17 protein-coding genes are annotated in these 20,201 nt (G+C 53.0%); 9 read left to right on the top strand and 8 right to left on the bottom strand.

Translation table 11 applies throughout. The features are described 5' to 3' along the window. Positions 1–68: 68 nt before the first annotated feature. Entirely contained in the window at positions 69–1,568 is a 1,500-nt protein-coding gene (gene pitA / locus IB214_RS01065; RefSeq protein ID WP_115257235.1) for an inorganic phosphate transporter PitA, read from the top strand. 64 nt (positions 1,569–1,632) lie between these two features. Here pitA and uspB read toward each other — a convergent pair whose 3' ends face one another. Continuing rightward, on the bottom strand, positions 1,633–1,968 hold the full coding sequence (uspB, locus tag IB214_RS01060) for a universal stress protein UspB (protein ID WP_096759190.1): 336 nt from the start codon (positions 1,966–1,968) through the stop codon (positions 1,633–1,635). A 393-nt stretch (positions 1,969–2,361) separates the two neighbouring features. Here uspB and uspA point away from each other — a divergent pair, with 393 nt between their 5' ends. Next, positions 2,362–2,799, top strand: a complete 438-nt coding sequence (gene uspA, locus IB214_RS01055) for a universal stress protein UspA (RefSeq protein WP_003023368.1) — start codon at positions 2,362–2,364, stop codon at positions 2,797–2,799. Positions 2,800–3,091: 292 nt separating this feature from the next. After that, a complete protein-coding gene (dtpB, locus tag IB214_RS01050) occupies positions 3,092–4,564 on the top strand; it encodes a dipeptide/tripeptide permease DtpB (RefSeq protein ID WP_115257234.1) in 1,473 nt (490 codons plus the stop codon). A gap of 87 nt (positions 4,565–4,651) precedes the next feature. Here the strand turns inward: dtpB and IB214_RS01045 are convergent, their stop codons facing one another. Continuing rightward, positions 4,652–5,155 (bottom strand): Rrf2 family transcriptional regulator, encoded by a 504-nt coding sequence (locus IB214_RS01045; protein ID WP_115257233.1) that lies wholly within the window; start codon positions 5,153–5,155, stop codon positions 4,652–4,654. Positions 5,156–5,385: 230 nt separating this feature from the next. Between IB214_RS01045 and IB214_RS01040 the strand changes: the two genes are divergently transcribed. Further along, entirely contained in the window at positions 5,386–6,585 is a 1,200-nt protein-coding gene (locus IB214_RS01040; protein ID WP_117342498.1) for an NAD(P)/FAD-dependent oxidoreductase, read from the top strand. A gap of 111 nt (positions 6,586–6,696) precedes the next feature. Here IB214_RS01040 and rsmJ read toward each other — a convergent pair whose 3' ends face one another. Both rsmJ and prlC read right to left on the bottom strand, forming a co-directional pair. Then, positions 6,697–7,446: a 16S rRNA (guanine(1516)-N(2))-methyltransferase RsmJ gene (gene rsmJ / locus IB214_RS01035; protein ID WP_117342499.1), complete on the bottom strand. Its 750-nt coding sequence runs from the start codon at positions 7,444–7,446 to the stop codon at positions 6,697–6,699. 8 nt (positions 7,447–7,454) lie between these two features. After that, positions 7,455–9,497 (bottom strand): oligopeptidase A, encoded by a 2,043-nt coding sequence (gene prlC, locus IB214_RS01030; protein WP_117342500.1) that lies wholly within the window; start codon positions 9,495–9,497, stop codon positions 7,455–7,457. 214 nt (positions 9,498–9,711) lie between these two features. Between prlC and IB214_RS01025 the strand changes: the two genes are divergently transcribed. Continuing rightward, positions 9,712–10,554 (top strand): 23S rRNA (adenine(2030)-N(6))-methyltransferase RlmJ, encoded by an 843-nt coding sequence (locus IB214_RS01025; protein WP_096759184.1) that lies wholly within the window; start codon positions 9,712–9,714, stop codon positions 10,552–10,554. A 104-nt stretch (positions 10,555–10,658) separates the two neighbouring features. Continuing rightward, positions 10,659–12,011: a glutathione-disulfide reductase gene (gene gorA, locus IB214_RS01020; RefSeq protein ID WP_115257229.1), complete on the top strand. Its 1,353-nt coding sequence runs from the start codon at positions 10,659–10,661 to the stop codon at positions 12,009–12,011. A 99-nt stretch (positions 12,012–12,110) separates the two neighbouring features. Here gorA and IB214_RS01015 read toward each other — a convergent pair whose 3' ends face one another. Continuing rightward, on the bottom strand, positions 12,111–13,505 hold the full coding sequence (locus tag IB214_RS01015) for a cytochrome-c peroxidase (protein WP_117342501.1): 1,395 nt from the start codon (positions 13,503–13,505) through the stop codon (positions 12,111–12,113). A gap of 430 nt (positions 13,506–13,935) precedes the next feature. On the opposite strand from IB214_RS01015, the gene IB214_RS01010 reads away from it, so the two are divergent. Then, positions 13,936–15,585, top strand: coding sequence for an alpha,alpha-trehalase (locus tag IB214_RS01010; protein WP_117342502.1), 1,650 nt, complete (start codon positions 13,936–13,938; stop codon positions 15,583–15,585). A gap of 30 nt (positions 15,586–15,615) precedes the next feature. Here the strand turns inward: IB214_RS01010 and IB214_RS01005 are convergent, their stop codons facing one another. Further along, a complete protein-coding gene (locus IB214_RS01005) occupies positions 15,616–17,205 on the bottom strand; it encodes an STY4199 family HEPN domain-containing protein (RefSeq protein WP_117342503.1) in 1,590 nt (529 codons plus the stop codon). Between the two features lie 178 nt (positions 17,206–17,383). On the opposite strand from IB214_RS01005, the gene IB214_RS01000 reads away from it, so the two are divergent. After that, complete coding sequence (locus IB214_RS01000; RefSeq protein WP_117342615.1) at positions 17,384–17,923, top strand: GNAT family protein; 540 nt, start codon at positions 17,384–17,386, stop codon at positions 17,921–17,923. Between the two features lie 86 nt (positions 17,924–18,009). Beyond that, complete coding sequence (locus IB214_RS00995) at positions 18,010–18,360, top strand: lysozyme (RefSeq protein WP_117342504.1); 351 nt, start codon at positions 18,010–18,012, stop codon at positions 18,358–18,360. An 18-nt stretch (positions 18,361–18,378) separates the two neighbouring features. Here the strand turns inward: IB214_RS00995 and IB214_RS00990 are convergent, their stop codons facing one another. Beyond that, the gene (locus tag IB214_RS00990) at positions 18,379–18,981 is read right to left on the bottom strand and encodes a response regulator transcription factor (RefSeq protein WP_117342505.1); all 603 of its coding nucleotides are present in this window, start codon (positions 18,979–18,981) and stop codon (positions 18,379–18,381) included. 366 nt (positions 18,982–19,347) lie between these two features. After that, positions 19,348–20,106 carry an SDR family oxidoreductase gene (locus IB214_RS00985; RefSeq protein ID WP_117342506.1) on the bottom strand — a complete coding sequence of 253 codons (759 nt, stop codon included), beginning with the start codon at positions 20,104–20,106 and terminating at the stop codon, positions 19,348–19,350. Between the last annotated feature and the right edge of the window lie 95 nt (positions 20,107–20,201).

Here is a 20,201-nt window from a genome sequence, read left to right as displayed (position 1 = left end):
CTTTGCCCGCGCCGCCAAAGTCACTGATAATGCGCCGCGTTCATGTCCTCAAAATGGCGTAACGTCCTATGCTACATTTGTTTGCTGGCCTGGATTTACATACCGGGCTTTTACTCTTGCTTGCTTTGGCTTTTGTTCTGTTCTACGAAGCAATTAACGGCTTCCATGATACAGCCAATGCCGTCGCTACTGTGATCTACACCCGTGCCATGCGTTCGCAATTGGCGGTGATCATGGCTGCGGTGTTTAACTTCTTTGGTGTTTTGCTGGGCGGTCTCAGCGTAGCGTATGCCATCGTGCATATGTTGCCAACGGATCTGCTGCTCAACATGGGTTCATCACATGGCCTCGCCATGGTGTTCTCTATGCTGTTGGCGGCAATTATCTGGAACCTGGGTACCTGGTACTTTGGTTTGCCTGCATCCAGCTCCCACACGCTGATTGGCGCGATTATCGGTATTGGTTTAACCAATGCGTTGATGAACGGCACATCGGTCGTGGATGCACTTAACATCCCGAAAGTGATAGGTATTTTTGCCTCTCTTATCATCTCGCCGATTGTCGGCCTGGTGGTTGCAGGCGGCCTGATCTTTTTGCTACGTCGCTACTGGAGCGGTACTAAAAAACGTGCCCGTATTCACCTGACGCCAGCAGAGCGTGAAAAGAAAGACGGCAAGAAAAAGCCGCCATTCTGGACGCGTATCGCACTGATCCTCTCCGCAATCGGCGTGGCGTTCTCTCATGGCGCAAACGACGGGCAGAAAGGCATTGGTCTGGTCATGCTGGTACTGATTGGCGTAGCACCTGCCGGTTTCGTGGTGAATATGAACGCTTCCGGTTACGAAATTACCCGTACCCGCGATGCTATCAATAACGTCGAAACCTTCTTCCAGCAACGTCCTGACCTGCTCAAGCAGGCGACCGGCGTAGACCAGTTGATTCCGTCACCGACGGAAACAGGTACAGCGACGACGACAGAGTTCCATTGCCACCCGGCTAATACCATTAACGCGCTGGAACGTGCGAAAGGTATGCTGGCGAATCTGGAAACCTACGACAAGTTAAGCGTTGAGCAGCGCGGACAACTGCGCCGTATTATGCTGTGCATTTCCGATACCACCGATAAGGTCGTGAAACTGCCTGGTGTAAGCAACGACGATCAGCGTCTGTTGAAGAAACTGAAAACCGACATGCTGAGCACCATTGAGTACGCTCCGGTGTGGATCATCATGGCCGTTGCGCTGGCTCTGGGCTGCGGTACGATGATTGGCTGGCGTCGCGTGGCAACCACTATCGGTGAGAAAATCGGTAAGAAAGGCATGACCTATGCTCAGGGGATGTCGGCGCAGATGACGGCCGCCGTCTCTATCGGTCTCGCCAGTTATACCGGTATGCCAGTTTCCACCACCCACGTACTCTCCTCTTCCGTTGCGGGTACGATGGTCGTTGACGGTGGCGGCTTACAGCGTAAAACAGTGACCAGCATTCTGATGGCCTGGGTCTTCACCCTGCCTGCGGCGATTATTCTTTCCGGGGGGCTGTACTGGCTCTCCCTGAAGCTTATCTAAGCGAATGCGCAATAAAAAAGCGGGCCTGCAAACAGGTCCGCTTTTTTTTACGCTGTCATCAGGTTCAGTGCCAGATAATCAGCGCAACCATACTGATTAATACCAGCCCACATAACGAACTGGTGAGAATGAACTGACCGCGCACGCGCTCACAGCGGCGAATAAACTCATCATCATGATGATCGCGATAGCGCTGAGCGTAGATATACCACACCAGACGCATCTGCTTGTTGGGTTGCCCATGCGAGGTAAAAAAGCCTCCGCCATCAACATACTGGTAAAGCAATGGATCGCAACCACGAAGTACCACTAACAGTGCGCGCAACGACGAGAAATAGCGCGCCATATTAACAATGCAAACGACACACAAAGCCCAGAATAACGCAATGGTGCTTATCATACCCCCTCCCCGGCGACCCGCCCACGGAGTTCCTCTCCGGGACTACCGCTCCCCGATACCTTACCAAACTATGCAGTGAAGAGTGCTACCGAAACCGCTCGTGTTAGTGTCACGCATCCGAGCGCCTCTCTAGATAGTGTAGGAGATTAGTTAATTTTTTTGCCAGAAGGTTAATCACTATCAATACAATTAACTGAAAAATTTGTTTAACTACTTGGCAATCAAGGTGGATTGACGGATTATTCTGGTCGCTATAATGTAAGGATAGTCCCTATAGGGTACGTCTTTACGACTGGGCTAGCCCCGCGCGTAAGGTCCGCAGGATGCGGATGACGCGGCGGCAAACGATCGCCTGAAGGCTAGTCATCGACAACTTATGGAAGGAGTAACACTATGGCTTATAAACACATTCTCATCGCGGTTGATCTTTCTCCGGAAAGCAAAGTTCTGGTTGAAAAAGCGGTCTCTATGGCGCGGCCTTACAATGCAAAAGTTTCCCTTATCCACGTTGACGTAAACTATTCCGACCTGTACACCGGGCTAATCGACGTAAATCTGGGCGACATGCAGAAACGCATTTCTGAAGAAACTCATCACGCGTTAACCGAACTGTCCACCAACGCAGGCTACCCTATCACCGAAACCCTGAGCGGTAGCGGCGATCTGGGTCAGGTTCTGGTTGATGCCATCAAAAAATACGATATGGATCTTGTCGTGTGCGGCCATCACCAGGATTTCTGGAGCAAGCTGATGTCCTCTGCGCGCCAGCTGATCAACACCGTTCACGTCGACATGTTGATTGTCCCGCTGCGAGATGACGAAGAAGCATAAAATGCTAGCTGTCGGGGGGTAACCCGCCCCGCTGTAAACATTTAAGCCTGTAAGCGCCCGCCTGTGCGGGCGTTTTTGTTTTTGTACCTTGCGTGAAAATTATTGCCTATCAGTACATCAATCCAACAAATAAATCATAATTAGTGTGATCAACTAATTGGATCGAAAACTATCTCTATAATACTCTACCCGCGCGGCCTATCACCGCAGTCTATAACAAAATAAGACTTTTTCGGCGCGTTTTAGAATACGCGTTCATACTTTTCGGGATGGCTTTGAAAGGCGAAGGAATATGAATACACGAGCACCTACGGGCTTGCTGCAGCAACCTCGTCCGTTCTTCATGATCTTTTTTGTAGAATTATGGGAACGATTTGGCTATTACGGCGTTCAGGGCATCCTGGCGGTATTTTTTGTTAAACAACTCGGCTTCTCTCAGGAACAGGCGTTTATCACCTTCGGTGCGTTTGCTGCGCTGGTGTACGGCCTGATATCCATTGGCGGCTACGTTGGCGACCACCTGTTGGGCACCAAGCGCACGCTGGTTCTCGGCGCCATCGTGTTAGCCATTGGCTATTTCATGACCGGAATGTCGCTGCTGAAACCCGACCTGATTTTTATCGCGTTGGGTACCATCGCCGTAGGTAACGGGCTGTTTAAAGCCAACCCAGCCAGCTTGCTGTCAAAATGCTATCCGCCAAAAGACGCCCGACTGGACGGCGCCTTCACCCTGTTTTATATGTCGATTAACATCGGCTCCCTGCTGTCGCTGTCGCTGGCGCCGGTCATTGCCGATAAGTTTGGCTATGCGGTGACTTACAACCTGTGTGGCGCGGGACTTATCGTTGCACTGCTGGTCTATTTTGCCTGCCGTGGCATGGTGAAGGATATCGGTTCTGAGCCAGACCATAAGCCGCTGGTATTCCGCAATCTGCTGTGTGTGCTGGCCGGTACCGTGGTGATGATATTCGTGTGCGCCTGGTTGATGCACAACGTGAAAGTTGCCAACCTGGTGCTGATCGTCCTGTCGATTATCGTCACCATCATCTTCTTCCGTCAGGCATTCAAACTGGATAAAACCGGGCGCAATAAGATGTTCGTAGCCTTTATCCTGATGCTGGAAGCGGTGGTGTTCTACGTGCTGTACGCGCAGATGCCGACATCACTGAACTTCTTTGCCATCAATAACGTGCACCATGAAATTCTCGGTTTCGCCATCAACCCGGTGAGCTTCCAGGCATTGAACCCGTTCTGGGTGGTGCTTGCCAGCCCGGTACTGGCAGTGATTTATACCCGTCTGGGCAACAAGGGCAAAGACCTGACCATGCCGATGAAGTTCACGCTCGGTATGTTCCTGTGCTCACTGGGCTTCCTGACCGCGGCTGCCGCGGGTATGTGGTTTGCCGATGCGCAGGGGCTGACCTCGCCGTGGTTCATCGTGCTGGTGTATCTGTTCCAGAGTCTGGGTGAGTTGCTGATTAGCGCCCTGGGGCTGGCCATGGTCGCCGCGCTGGTGCCGCAGCATCTGATGGGCTTTATTCTGGGGATGTGGTTCCTGACCCAGGCTGCAGCGTTCCTGATGGGTGGCTACGTGGCAACGTTCACCGCGGTACCGGAAAACATCACTGACCCGCTACAGACGCTGCCTATCTATACCAACGTCTTTAGTAAAATCGGTCTGGTCACGCTGGCCGTCACGGTCGTGATGGCGATTATGGTGCCCTGGCTGAACCGGATGATTAATACGCCGAGTACTGAACAGTAATACGCCGTGCCGGATGGCGGCTATTGCCTTATCCGGCCTACATTCATTATGCCCGATACGCCTTGCGCTATCGGGCATTTTTAGTGGTTATCCTTTGCGTGCGTCGATCCAGTCCTGCACTTCTACGACAAACGTATCCGGTGCTTTGCGATACATCTTACGTGCCAAATCCAGGATCGTGTGCTGACCAAGCGCCTCTTCCATACGCTGCTGCGCCATATCCATCACTGAGCGCACGCCGCAAATCCCTTCACAGGCCCACTCCGGCGGATGCTCCTCAAAGACCGCTAAGCGCTGGCGGATTTCACGGCATTCGAAGATGCGCTTATCGCCGTCAATGGCATTGACCACGTCCAGCACCGTGATGTGCTCGGCGGGCCTGGCGAGCTGAAAACCGCCGCCCTTTCCTTCACTGCTGCGCACCAGTCCGGCCTTCGACAGACGGGTGAAGATCTTCGCCAGATAGTCATACGGCACGCTTTGTAGCTCAGCAATTTCCCGTACGCTCATATCCCGCGCATCCCCCTTACTGTCAACCATACACATCAGGCTATGGATGCCGTACTCAACCCCGGAACTGTAGAATGCCATGCTCTTATCTCAGCCAAAATGAATCTGAGTTATTGTAACTTTTTCGGCCTGCACATACCAGATACTCAGAATTCACCTGCTCATAAATAAAATTTAATTCATTAAATATCAAATATATAAATACAATTCGACAGACAAAGAAGCGCTTTTACAGGAAATCACATTGCAATCTTTAACTACGACCAATAAAATCCGAGTAAATAATTCATAGTCACCAGTGAGAAACGCCAATGCGTAAAAAAATTCTGATCGTGGGCGCCGGTTTTGCCGGTATGTGGGCAGCATTAAGCGCCGCACGACTGGCGGATAAACATCAGCAGCCCATTGATATTACTGTTATTGCGCCGCAGCCAGAGCTGCGCGTGCGCCCGCGTTTTTATGAGAATGATGTCCAGACGCTGGTTGCGCCACTGCAGCCGCTGTTTGATGTCACCGGTGTGAACTTCCTGCGCGGCACGGTTACCCAGTTGCTTCCACAATCTAAAGAAGTGAGCTGGACGGACGCAACGGGCCAAAAACAGCTTCTCCGCTACGACCGGCTGATTCTGGCCAGCGGCAGTGAAGTTAATCGCAATAGGGTTGCCGGCGCTGCGCAGCACGCCTTCGACCTCGATCAGCTGGAAAGCGCAACCGTACTGGAGCAGCATCTGAAAGATCTCGCGCACAGACCAGAAAGCGAGGCGCGCAATACCGTGGTGGTCTGCGGCGGCGGCTTTACCGGGATCGAAATGGCTCTGGAATTACCGGGTCGCCTGCGCGACATTCTCGGCGCTGATGCTAAGACCAGAGTTGTCGTAGTTGAACGCGGCCCGCAACCGGGTGCACGCTGGAGCCAGGAGCTGCGCGATGTGATCGCCGAAGCCTCCGCTGAACTGGGTGTGGAATGGCGGGTCAATGCAGAAGTCGAAAGCGTGGATGCGTCCGGCGTGACGCTGAAAGACGGGCAGACGATTACATCACAAACCGTTATCTGGACGGTCGGCGTGCAGGCAAACGGCTTAACGGCACAGATCGACGCCCCGCGCGATCGTCAGGGCCGTCTGCATGTGAATGCGCATCTTCAGGTTGTGGGCCACGAGGATATCTACGCGACGGGTGATGTCGCCTGGGCCGCCACTGATGACAAAGGCAACCACGCCTTAATGACCTGCCAGCACGCGATTCTGTTGGGTAAATTCGCCGGGAACAATGCCGCTGCCAGCCTGTTAGATGTGATGCCACTGCCCTATCGCCAGGAAAACTACGTCACCTGTCTGGATCTGGGCGCGTGGGGCGCGGTGTACAGCGAAGGCTGGGATCAGCAGGTGAAACTGACGCGCGCAGAGGCGAAGAAACTGAAGCGATCAATCGTCAGCGAGCTGATTTATCCACCGAAAGCGGACCGTGCAGTCGCCTTTGAGATTGCCGACCCGCTGGCACCGTTTGTGTAATTGATATTGCCGGATGTCAGCGTACTTGCAAGGCTGCGCGTAGGCCCGATAAGCGCAGCGCCATCGGGCAGCAAACCATGCCGGATGGCGACGCGACGCGTGTTATCCGGCCTACGGAGTTCCGGCATAAATATCAAACCGATGTCCTTTGGTCACCACCGCGTTCGGTGTAGCGACATCCGCCAACGGCGGGGCGTAGTCCGGCCGCTTGACCACCACACGTTTGGTGGCTAACTGGCGCGCAGGCTCCAGCAGGCCATCCGCATCCAGATCCGGCCCCACCAGCGACTGAAACACGCGCATCTCTTTTTTCACCAGCGCGCTTTTCTGCTTATGCGGGAACATTGGGTCGAGGTATACCACCTGCGGGCGTGGGGTGATATCGGTGAGCGCCGTCAGGCTGGATGCATGAATTAACTGCAAACGCGCCTGCAACCACGGGCCAATTTCCGCATCGGCATAACCGCGCGCCAGGCCATCGTCGAGCAACGCCGCCACTACCGGGTTACGTTCCAGCATCCGTACGCGACAGCCCACGGAGGCCAGCACGAACGCATCGCGTCCCAACCCGGCCGTCGCGTCCACCACGTCCGGCAGATAATCGCCTTTCACGCCAACGGCTTTCGCCACCGCTTCACCGCGACCGCCGCCAAATTTGCGCCGGTGGGCCATCGCCCCGCCGACAAAATCAACGAAGATGCCGCCGAGCTTGGGTTCATCGCGCTTGCGCAGTTCCAGATGCGCCGGTGTCATCACCAGCGCCATCAGATTGTCTTCATCGTGTTCCAGTCCCCAGCGGGCAGCCAGAACAGATAAGGCGCCGTCTCCGGCGCCCGTTTCATCCAGTAAACAAATTTTCACGCCAGTCTTCAGCCCTTGATGCCGTAATGGTCCAGCATCGCATCCAGTTGCGGCTCACGGCCACGGAAGCGTTTGAACAGCTCCATAGGCTCTTCGGAACCCCCACGGGTCAGGATGTTATCGAGGAACGACTGGCCGGTTTCACGGTTGAAAATCCCTTCGTCTTCAAAGCGGGAGAAGGCGTCCGCCGCCAGCACGTCAGCCCACAGATAGCTGTAATAACCCGCCGCATAACCCCCGGCAAAAATATGGCTGAAAGCGTGCGGGAAGCGACCCCATGTTGGGCCCGGCACCACGGCAACCTGCTTTTTAATCTCCGCCAGGGTGTCGAGAATTTTCGCCCCTTGCTGCGGGTTAAACTCAGCGTGCAGACGGAAGTCGAACAGACCGAACTCCAGCTGACGCAGGATGAACAGCGCCGCCTGGTAGTTTTTCGCCGCCAGCATTTTATCCAGCAGTTCTTTAGGCAGCGGCTCACCGGTTTCATAGTGACCGGAGATAAACGCCAGCGCTTCCGGCTCCCAGCACCAGTTTTCCATAAACTGGCTTGGCAGTTCGACGGCATCCCACGGCACACCGTTGATACCGGAAACACCGGCCGTTTCGATGCGGGTCAGCATATGATGCAGGCCGTGACCGAACTCGTGGAACAGGGTAATCACTTCATCGTGGGTAAACAGCGCCGGCTTGCCGCTGACCGGACGGTTAAAGTTGCAGGTCAGGTAAGCGACCGGTTTTTGCAGCGTGCCGTCGGTTTTACGCATCTGCCCGACGCAGTCGTCCATCCATGCCCCACCGCGCTTGTTTTCACGCGCATAAAGATCCAGATAGAAGCTGCCGCGCAGTTCGTTGTGTTCGTCATACAGCTCAAAGAAACGCACTTCCGGGTGCCAGACGTCAACATCGGTACGCTCTTTGGCAGTGATGCCATAAATACGCTTAACCACTTCGAACAGGCCGTTTACGGCTTTGTTTTCCGGGAAGTACGGGCGCAACTGCTCGTCGCTGATGCTGTACAGGTGCTGTTTCTGTTTCTCGCTGTAGTAGGCGATATCCCACGGCTGCAGCTCATCAACGCCAAACTCTGCTTTGGCGAAGGCGCGCAGCTGGGCCAGCTCTTTTTCACCCTGCGGACGGGCACGTTTTGCCAGATCGGTCAGGAAGTCGAGTACCTGCTGCGGGTTCTCGGCCATTTTGGTGGCGAGAGATTTAAAGGCATAGCTTTCAAAGCCCAGCAATTGAGCCAGCTCGTGGCGCAGCGCGAGGATCTCTTCCATCACCGGGCTGTTGTCCCATTTGCCCGCATTGGGCCCCTGATCGGACGCACGGGTGGAGTAGGCGCGGTACATTTCTTCACGCAATGCCTGGTTGTCGCAGTAGGTCATCACCGGCAGATAGCTCGGGATATCCAGCGTCAGCAGATAACCTTCCTGCTCTTTGGCTTCGGCCTGGGCTTTTGCTGCCGCCAGCGCACTTTCCGGCATGCCAGCCAGCTCAGATTCGTCGGTGACCAGTTTGGTCCAGCCCATGGTGGCGTCGAGCACGTTGTTGCTGTACAGGTTGCCAAGTTCAGACAGGCGGGTCGCGATTTCACCGTAGCGCTGCTGTTTTTCTTTCGGCAGGCCGATACCAGAAAGCTCAAAGTCACGCAGAGCGTTATCGACGGCTTTTTTCTGCGCGGTATTCAGAGTGGCGTAATGGTCACCTTCACGCAGATCGCGGTACGCCTGGTACAGGCCTTCATGTTGCCCAACCCAGGTGCTGTACTCAGACAGCAGCGGCAGCGTTTGTTCGTAGGCTTCGCGCAGTTCCGGGCTATTTTTCACCGAGTTCAGATGGCTGACCGGAGAGAAGATACGCCCCAGAACATCGTCCACTTCCGCCAGCCGCTGGCAAAGATTTTCCCAGGTGTATGGCGCCCCCTGCGCAACCACGCGCTCGACGTTTTCGCGGCAGTCGTTCAGCGCCTTAGTGACGGCGGGTACAACATGCTCCGGCTGAATTTTGGAAAACGGCGGCAGTTCGAAGGGAGTCAGCAATGGATTGGTCATTAGCGCAGTCCTGTAGAAAAGAGTGAATGAAGCGCGCATCCGGCGCTGTGCATATTATTTGTAGAATGGGGTTAAGTGTAGAGGATTTCAATGCCAGGCGTTGCGCTTTCGCGGCAGTGACGACTTTTCTGTATACTGTGGCGATACGCTCTATTTTCGCCCGATGGCACGCAGCTTATCGGGCCTACGTTTACAACCTGGAACACGTTTACCCATGCTCAGTTATCGCCACAGCTTTCACGCTGGCAACCACGCCGACGTCCTTAAACACACGGTTCAGAGCCTGATCATCGAGTCGCTCAAAGAGAAAGATAAACCATTTCTCTATCTGGACACCCACGCCGGTGCGGGCCGTTATCAGCTGAGCAGTGAACGTGCTGAACGTACCGGTGAGTATCTGGAAGGCATCGCCCGCATCTGGCAGCAGGACGACCTGCCGGCAGAACTCGAGCCGTACATCAGCGTAGTGAATCATTTCAACCGTAGCGGTCAACTGCGCTACTACCCAGGCTCTCCGCTGATTGCCCGCCAGCTGCTGCGCGCGCAGGACAGCCTGCAGCTAACCGAACTGCACCCGAGCGATTTTCCGCTGCTGCGCTCCGAATTCCAGAAAGATGAGCGCGCGCGCGTGGCAAAAGCCGACGGCTATCAGCAGTTGAAATCGAAATTACCACCCGTCTCCCGTCGCGGGTTGATCCTCATCGATCCGCCGTACGAAATTAAAACCGACTACCAGGCGGTAGTGGCCGGTATCCACGAAGGCTATAAGCGTTTCGCAACCGGCACCTATGCCCTGTGGTATCCGGTAGTCCTGCGCCAGCAAATCAAACGCATGACCAAAGAGCTGGAAGCGACCGGCATTCGCCGCATCCTGCAAATTGAGCTGGCGGTTCGTCCGGACAGCGATCAACGCGGCATGACGGCGTCCGGCATGATTGTGGTTAACCCACCGTGGAAGCTGGAACAGCAAATGAACAATGTGCTGCCATGGCTGCACCGCAAACTGGTTCCGGCGGGAACCGGACATACCTCGGTAAGCTGGATCGTACCGGAGTAATCGCAGCCATCGGTGGAACCTTTTGATTTCAGGTATACAATCGCGAATATTTTGGCGGAAGGCATAACGCTTCTCCGCCCTACAATGAACATGAAGGAGCGGTCATGACCAAACACTATGATTACATCGCTATCGGCGGCGGCAGCGGCGGTATCGCCTCCATTAACCGCGCGGCCATGTACGGTCAGAAATGCGCGTTGATTGAGGCCAAAGAACTGGGCGGTACCTGCGTCAACGTTGGCTGTGTACCGAAGAAAGTGATGTGGCATGCCGCACAGGTTCGTGAAGCGATCCATATGTACGGCCCGGACTACGGCTTCGATACCACCATCAATAAATTCGACTGGGACAAGCTGATTGCCACCCGTACCGCCTATATCGACCGCATTCACACCTCGTACGACAACGTACTGGGTAAAAATAATGTCGATGTGATCAAAGGTTTTGCCCGCTTCGTTGATGCCAAGACCATTGAAGTAAACGGTGAAACCATCACCGCCGATCATATTTTGATTGCCACAGGCGGCCGCCCGAGCCACCCGAACATTCCAGGCGTGGAATACGGTATTGATTCCGACGGTTTCTTTGAACTGCCGGCCCTGCCGAAGCGCGTTGCGGTAGTTGGTGCAGGTTACATCGCCGTTGAACTGGCTGGCGTGATTAACGGCCTGGGCGCAGAAACACATCTGTTCGTGCGTAAACACGCGCCGCTGCGCAGCTTTGACCCGATGATCGTCGACACGCTGGTTGAGGTAATGAATGCCGAAGGCCCGACCCTGCATACACACGCGATTCCAAAAGCGGTAGTTAAAAATGCAGATGGCAGCCTGACCCTGGAGCTGGAAGATGGTCGTAGCCAGACCGTGGATTGCCTGATCTGGGCGATTGGCCGTGAACCGGCAACCGATAACTTTAACCTGGCGGTTACTGGCGTGAAAACCAACGAAAAAGGCTACATCATCGTTGATAAATACCAGAACACTAGCGTTCCTGGGATTTACGCCGTGGGCGATAACACCGGTGCCGTTGAATTAACGCCGGTTGCCGTTGCCGCGGGTCGTCGCCTGTCCGAACGTCTGTTTAACAACAAGCCGGACGAACATCTGGACTACAGCAACATCCCGACCGTGGTCTTCAGCCATCCGCCAATTGGCACCGTCGGCTTAACCGAGCAACAGGCGCGCGAGCAGCACGGTGATGATCAGGTGAAAGTGTATAAATCATCGTTTACCGCGATGTATACCGCTGTCACCACACACCGTCAGCCGTGCCGTATGAAGCTGGTGTGCGTGGGTCCGGAAGAGAAGATTGTCGGTATTCACGGCATCGGCTTTGGCATGGACGAAATGCTGCAGGGCTTTGCCGTGGCACTGAAAATGGGCGCAACTAAGAAAGACTTCGACAACACTGTCGCTATTCACCCGACCGCGTCGGAAGAATTTGTCACCATGCGTTAATACTATAAATGCAGGATGGCGGCTAATGCCTTATCCGGCCTACAAACACCGTAATATGTAGGCCAGTAAAGCATCAGTCTCCCTCCGGCATTGTATTAATCACTTATCCTGCATATACGGCGTATAGACCCCGTTGAGGCTTTCAAGGAACGCCACGATATCGTCGATATCTTTTTGCGGCAGTTCTTTGCCTACCTGATAACGCAGCATCAGTTTTACCGCGCCGTCGAGGGTTGGCACATCTCCCCGGTGGAAATAAGGTGCAGTCAGTGCAACGTTACGCAATCCAGGGACTTTCTGGCGCAGCTTATCTCGTAATTCATTGGTGACGTTCATTCGACCAATATCTACGGCAGTGACCTCACCAAAATTAAAGTCCTTTTTCAAGCCTAAGGGTTCAAATGAACGCCCGCCTAAAATAATACCGCCATGGCAGGTGGCACATTTATTTTCCTTAAATAATTGATAGCCATGTTTTTGCTGAGCCGTTAACGCGCTTTCATCACCCCGCAGCCATTTATCAAACGGTGCATTTGGCGTAATTAACGTCTTCTCAAACTCAGCAATCGCATCGGTAATATTGTCCCCGCTGAATCCCTGAGGATAAACGGTGATAAATTCTTGCTTCAGCACCGGGTCTTTATCTAACTTCTGGATAATTTCATCCCAGGATTTCGACGCCATTTCAATCGGGTTTAACGGTGGACCACCCGCCTGCGCCTGCAATGTTGGTGCGCGACCGTCCCAGAATTGTTCCACGTTAAAGACCGAGTTAAACACCGTCGGTGCATTAATCGGTCCAACGGCGCCACCGACACCGATTGACGTTTTCCTGCCATCCACACCGCCTGCGTTTAGGGCGTGGCAGTGCGCACAGGAGATCGTGCTGTCGCCAGAAATGCGCGGGTCATGATACAGCGTAAAGCCCAGCGCCACTTTGCGGGCATCAGTCGGAATACTTTCCGGTATTGGCTGTACGGGCTCATTGCGATGCTGCGTGGCGGTATCACGGCTGGCGTAGTACTGCTCACGTTGTTTGGCTACCCAGCCAAGAATGTCTTCTCGCTCAGCATCGCTGACCTTACCGGCCCAGTGCAGCGCGGTATAACGCGTTGGTGGCATGGTGTCATACTGCATCACCCATTCAATTTTATTCAAATCACTTTGCGAAACGGGTTTATCCGCAACCAGCGCGGCACGAACAGCTTCAAGATTGAATGATTTGTATCCTAATTGAATGTCATAATTCATCAATTGTTTAGCGACGGGAAAGGAAGAATAGAAAGGTAATTCAGCTGAAGGCGTGTGACAATAATCACATCCCTTTTCGCGTAAAAATCCTAATACCTTATTATTGGCTTCCAGCGTAGAGGCCTGAACATCAGCCTGTTTGCTACGTTGATTATCGTGATACCACACATAACCGGATAATCCAAAATAACAAATTACGATGCCTGTTATGGCAATCGCGGTAAGACGGGTAATGATTTTCATTATTTTACCCTCACCGTTGTGAGTTATTGTGACCCAGAAAATTGAAATAATTAATGCGCAGTCTTTGTCAGACTTGACCATCATAGAAAATAAGTGGAGTATTATTTTGATAAGTATCAATCAATTACATGGGCCAGAACTATCATTAGAATAGCCTGCACCTATTACAGGGATCGGATGTTAGCTGATTCTGTTCACACCTCGTTGCAATCGAATGTTCTGAAAATGGAAAATATACAGATCGCACAAGACCAATAATTCTTCATTATTATCATTAAGATAGTTTTATTTTTTAAATATTAAAAAACATAAGAACGTGATCAACCGCACGCTTTACTCACCCGACACCGAAGCGAATGTCTACGCTTAACAGACAGCCGGGCAATAGCCGTTTCCTTTCAACATCTCTTTACCGGAGGTCTTTCTCATTATGCTCAACCAGAAACTACCCCACGCCCCTTCAGAAGAACTGACGATCGACCTCGATCTGCTTTATGAAATGGATCCGTGCGAGTTAAAGCTGGATGAAATGATTGAGGCAGAGCCTGAGCCGGAGATGATTGAAGGGCTGCCTGCCTCAGATGCGTTAACGCCCGCCGATCGTTACCTCGAACTGTTCGAACATGTTCAGTCGTCAAAGCTGTTTGCCGACAGCAAAACCTTCCCCGACTGCGCACCCAAAATGGACCCGCTGGACATTTTGATCCGCTATCGCAAGGTTAAGCGGCACCGGGACTTTGACCTGCAGCGCTTTGTTGAGAACCATTTCTGGCTCCCCGAGACCCCGTCGAGTGAGTACGTTTCCAACCCGCAGGACTCTCTGAAAGAGCATATTGACCAGCTGTGGCCAGTGCTGACACGCGAACCGCAGGATCACATTCCCTGGTCCTCGCTGCTGGCGCTGCCGCAGTCATATATTGTGCCAGGCGGACGTTTTAGCGAAACCTACTACTGGGATTCCTACTTCACTATGCTCGGTCTGGCGGAGAGCGGTCGGGGGGATCTGCTGAAATGTATGGCGGATAACTTTGCCTGGATGATTGAAAACTATGGCCATATCCCGAACGGTAATCGGACCTACTACCTGAGTCGCTCTCAGCCGCCGGTGTTTGCACTGATGGTGGAACTGTTTGAAGAAGATGGCGTGCGCGGCGCGCGGCGTTATCTGGATCATCTCAAAATGGAATACGCGTTCTGGATGGATGGCGCAGATTCCCTGGCGTTAAACCAGGCGTACCGTCATGTCATCAGAATGCCGGATGGTTCTCTGCTCAACCGTTATTGGGACGATCGTGATACCCCGCGCGATGAATCGTGGATCGAAGACGTCGAAACGGCCAAGCATTCTGGCCGACCGCCGAATGAGGTGTACCGGGATTTGCGTGCCGGTGCGGCTTCCGGCTGGGATTACTCCTCACGCTGGCTGCGCGATGCGGGCCGCCTTGCCAGCATCCGCACCACCCAGTTCATCCCCATTGATCTCAACGCCTTCCTGTACAAACTGGAAAGCACCATTGCAAACATTTCGGCACTGAAAGGCGATCGCGAAACCGAGACTTTGTTTCGCCAGAAAGCCACCAACCGCCGTGCCGCCGTGGACCACTATCTGTGGGATGATGAAAACGGCTGTTATCGGGATTATGACTGGCGACGCGAAGAGATGGCCCTCTTCTCCGCCGCCAGTATCGTGCCGCTGTATGTCGGTATGGCGACCCATGCACAAGCCGACCGCCTCGCTAATGCCGTACGCAGCCGTCTGTTAACCCCCGGGGGTATTATGGCGACGGAATACGAAACCGGTGAACAGTGGGATAAACCCAACGGCTGGGCACCGCTGCAGTGGATGGCGATTCAGGGCTTCAAGCTGTATGGTGACGACCACCTGGGAGATGAGATTGCCCGCAACTGGTTGAAAACGGTTAACCTTTTTTATCAAGAGCACCATAAGCTTATCGAGAAGTACCATATCGCCGACGGCACGCCGCGTGAAGGCGGCGGCGGCGAGTACCCGTTGCAGGATGGCTTTGGCTGGACCAACGGCGTCGTGCGCCGATTAATCGGTCTCTACGGCGAGCCGTAACGGTCTGACAGGACGTTGCTTATCAGGCCGTCAGTTAATGGCGTCATACAGCGCGGTATGAATTTTCTGCCATTTCTTGTTTTCGGCGTTTGGCTCCGCGCGAGCGCGTCGTTCGGCTTGCTCGGCGTCATACCGTTGGCGCGCGACAACGTCCGGTTTAGCACAAAAACTTTGCAGATAGCTTTTATGCAGCGACGTCAGCGATGCGCCGTTCGACATCGCATGACTTAGCGTACTCATAAACTGCTGACAGGGCTGGGTTTCATCCATCTGCGAGGGATAGCGCAACAACAGCTTAAGTACAGCAGTATTGCCCGCAGAGAACGCCTGCTCCGTCCACGCCAGCTTCCAGTCCATCCCACCTTGTAAAAACAATGACGTAATGCGGGTATCATTGCGATCGATAGCCGCCCGCATGGTAAACGCATCCCACGAAATGCCCATGCGGGTCACGGCTTCCCGTGCGGAAGGTGCATCACGTCGCGGTTCCTCTTGTATGATTTCAACCGATTGACCAGCGGTCACCCGCGGCGCAGGCGAGCTAAATAACCAGAATGCGCCCAGCGATATTGCCAGCACCATCGCGCCAACGGCGACCCACAGCATGTTGGAAATCAGCTGCTCACGCTCTTCAGCCGTACGCTGCGCTCGCTTTTCTGGTGGGTCAATGCTGTCGGCAATTTCGTGTTTATCATCCCCGGTCTGTTCAGCCTTTTGCTTTGCCGTTTCCCAGAACTGGCGAACGAGACCCTCATCAGATTCCAGATACGATGCGGGATTGATGCGGACACGACGTTCTTCAAACGCCCGCTGCACGGGGTGGGTAATTTGTCGGTACTGATACTTTAACAACATCAGCTGTACCGAGGTCAGCGGCTGCTGAGCAATGACGCTATTACGTGCTATCCGGCAATCATCAAGAAACATGCGCAGCGTTAAGCGCGGTTCGACAAACAGCGTGAGTACCGAAGTGTCATTAAAAATCTGGGTAAAGTGGCGCACGAACAGTTTCTTATCGACCACCATCAGCGCCAGCTCGCTAAACAACATGCCGTCCAGCGCATCACGCCCCTCACCCAGCTTAAGCCAGCGGCGTAGCCGGTCAGCACCGAAGTGCTGTTTCAGGAAGCTGTTGAGCGGATGCTGGTCCGGCCATACCCTTGCGACAAGGGCTTTGAGAGTTAACTCTATAGCACGAAGTTGGCTCTGCGCTTGCAGCTGCGCCTCCTGTCCTCCACTTTCAATATCGGTTTGATAGTGCAGGATCGGCTGAAGCTGGCGCAGTTGCTCCAGAGACGCGACAAAACGCAGCGCAGAAATGAGCTGGTTTTCACTGACATCCTGACCACTTTCATACTGGGGAACGTTTTGCTGAAGATGGCGTAACCGCAGGGTGAACTGGCTTAATTGCGCATCGTTCATCTGCAATCGTCTGGCTACCGCCCCCCAGCCACCCAGATTCAGGCGAGCCTGGTCGAGCTGTTCCAGAAACCAGCGCGGGTCTTTTCCCTCTGCAACATGCACACCTAACAACAACAGGATTTCCACCGATGCCTGGCGGATGATCCCCAAACAGTGTTCAAATGGCGTACATGTCGCCGGTAATGCGCTATTGGTCATTATCATCCCTAAAAGGGCCGTAACGGTACGGCCTCACAATGGTCTTTATTGCTCTTTTTATAAACGCGACGCCGTATTAAAACGGGCCGGTGCAAACTGAAATACATTCATATAACAAATGAATGTGTTTTACAGTGATGACCTCGTAATCATTGAAAATTATCCAGGAGATAAGCCTGTGCCCGTGTTAAAAACACCACGACTGACCTGCCGCCCGCTGACGGCGTCTGATTGGGATTTTTTCTTAGCATTACAGCAGGATCCTGGCGTAATGCACTATGTCTCTGATGCGCGCTCTGAACAAGACGTACGGACAATATTCGACTCGCGTTTAGCCGAATGGTCTCCCGGAAGCCCACACTGGCTATGCCTCGTCATGTGCGATAACGACTCGGGAACGCCGCTCGGCGTCACCGGATATGTTCACGAAAATAATGAGTGTGCCGAAGTGGGGTTTCTGCTCGCGCCCGAAGCGCAAGGTAAAGGCTATGGCGCGGAGTCTTTGCATGCCGTGTGTGATTTCGCGTTTACAACCGGCGGGCTACACCGTATGACGGCCTGCGTCACCGCCGGCAATTATGCGTCTCGACGTCTGCTGGAAAAGACGGGATTTATTCTCGAAGGTACACTGCGCGAAAGCTATTGGCTGCATCAAACCTGGCACGATGACTGGATTTTCGGCCTGTTAAAGCACGAATATCCGCTCCGCGCGTCATAAGGCGTCTTACTGAAAAAACGGGCTGTATGGCAGGTACCATAACGGAAGGTTTGCTCTAGAATGGTTCTCTTTGCAGAGAAATCAGTATGTACCGCCATTCATCACATTTTACGCCCGCCTGTATCGCCTTTATTAAACAAGGACAGGGATTGTCGCTGGAAAAATATCAGGATGAACGCGGGGTCTGGGTCATTGGCTACGGGCATGAAATCACCGTAGGTGAAACCTTCACGAGCCAAATTTCAGTAGCACAGGCAGAAACGCTGCTGCTCATGGATCTCTACGCCTGCGAGGAATTAATCCAGGCGAAACTGCCGCAACTGAACGATCTGTTTCAGCTGGAAGCATTAATTGCGTGGATGTTTAGCGTGGGGATAACCCGGTTTTGCGCATCAGAAATGTGGCCTGCTCATATTTCACAGCCAGAGACGATCTGACTGTGAAATAAGCGTTGATTAATGTACTTCGTTTAACATCATCGCCGCCTGGGTACGGTTTTTTACCTCCAGACGCTGATACAGCGACTCCAGATGCGCTTTTACCGTCCCGGTGCTGATATTTAACAGGCGACCAATTTGTTTATTGGACTCCCCTGCAGCCAGCATGGTCAAGATCTCGCGCTGACGCGAACTTAGTGCTTTTATATTTTGGCTACCGCACGTGGTTGGCGTTAAGCAATCTCTGGGATAAAACATCATGCCCATTGCCACGCTATTGAGCGCCAGCGCGAATGTTTCTGCGTCAGCGTCGCGCGGCACAATGGCCAGCACGTTTAACTGTGTCACCTCCTGCAGCCATTTTTTACGGCAATCTGTGGCGGTGATCAGTACTTTTACTGTCGCATAGCGTTGCGCGAGTTGTTGGAGCAGTTCACGGCAAAACTCACTGCCAAGATCGCCATCAAGCATAACCAACGCATTGGGATTATCTTCCAGCTTTTGCCAAAGGTCATCTGCCTGACTGACACCCTGAACATCCACTCCTGGAAGATTTTCTTGTAAACTGACATTCATTCCATGAATAAATATTGACTGCCTGTCAAACATTATTACCTGCATTATTTCTCTCCGTCTGAATAAGATATTGGCCTTAACACGCGGAAGGGTATTACCCATGGGGTAAAATAAGAACTCACCATTTGGCAGGGGCCATTCTACCGATGAAAGAAGAAGAGAGAAGCAGAAGTTATGAATAGTTACAGCTCAAACAAAAGGATTACATAAAGAGGTCATAAAAAGACTCTGAATTAAGGAATTCCTTATTATTAGCGCACACCTCTCGCCAAATAATATTAATTAATCAGAGTCTATGTTTTTCACCAAAAATAAGGAACATGGCATATCAGGGAAATATGTTACAAAAAATAATGTAGCATGAAGTGCTTATTTAATCAGAGTCAGTGACCGAATAAGCACGGGACGGGTTTACAGGAACATCCCGCCAGAGACCTCAATGCGCTGCGCGGTCATCCACGCCAGGTCATCACTAAGCAACGCAGCGATGGCATCACCAATATCATCCGGCATCCCGACACGTCCCAATGCGGTTTGCGAGGCAATATATGCATTCAGCTGCGCATTGTCCCGCACGTTCCCGCCGCCAAAATCGGTTTCAATCGCGCCGGGCGCAATAATGTTCGCCGTAATACCGCGCTCCCCCAACTCTTTTGCCTGATAGCGGGTCAGCACTTCCATCGCGCCTTTCATGGCGGCATAGGCGCTGTAGCCTGGCAGGGCAAAACGCGACAGCCCGGTCGACACATTGAGGATCCTGCCCCCTTGGTTTATCAGCGGCAACAGGCTCTGTGTCAGGAAAAAAGGCCCTTTAAACTGGATGTTCAAAAGCTGGTCAAACTGCGCTTCGGTGAAGGCAGAATATGGCGCAGTTATGCCGATTCCGGCGTTGTTCAATAAATAATCAAACATCGTACATTGCCACTGGGTTTGCAGCGTCTCCTGCATTTGTTCAACAAAGCGCGGAAACGTTGAAATATCGCCGACATTCAGCGGCAATGCTGCTGCTTTGCCGCCAAGTTGGCGAATATCATCCACCACCTGTTGAGCTTCTTTTTCATTGCTGTTCCACGTCAGAATGATGCCCATTCCTTTACTCGCCAGCTTAAGCGCCGCGTTTTTCCCCAGTCCACGACCGCCGCCGGTCACCAATACAATACGTTGCGTCATAAGAAACCTCATTTCAGGCGTTGTGAAGATTGAGATAAAGCTTATTAGGTGTTAGAAAAACAATAAATATGTCGAATTTCGCATTACTGTTTCCT

This window comes from Citrobacter sp. C1 (genome assembly GCF_014596895.2).
Taxonomy (GTDB): Bacteria; Pseudomonadota; Gammaproteobacteria; order Enterobacterales; family Enterobacteriaceae; genus Citrobacter; species Citrobacter gillenii.
The sequence above is the reverse complement of the archived record's forward strand: the minus strand, read 5'-3'. Positions and strand labels throughout refer to the sequence as shown.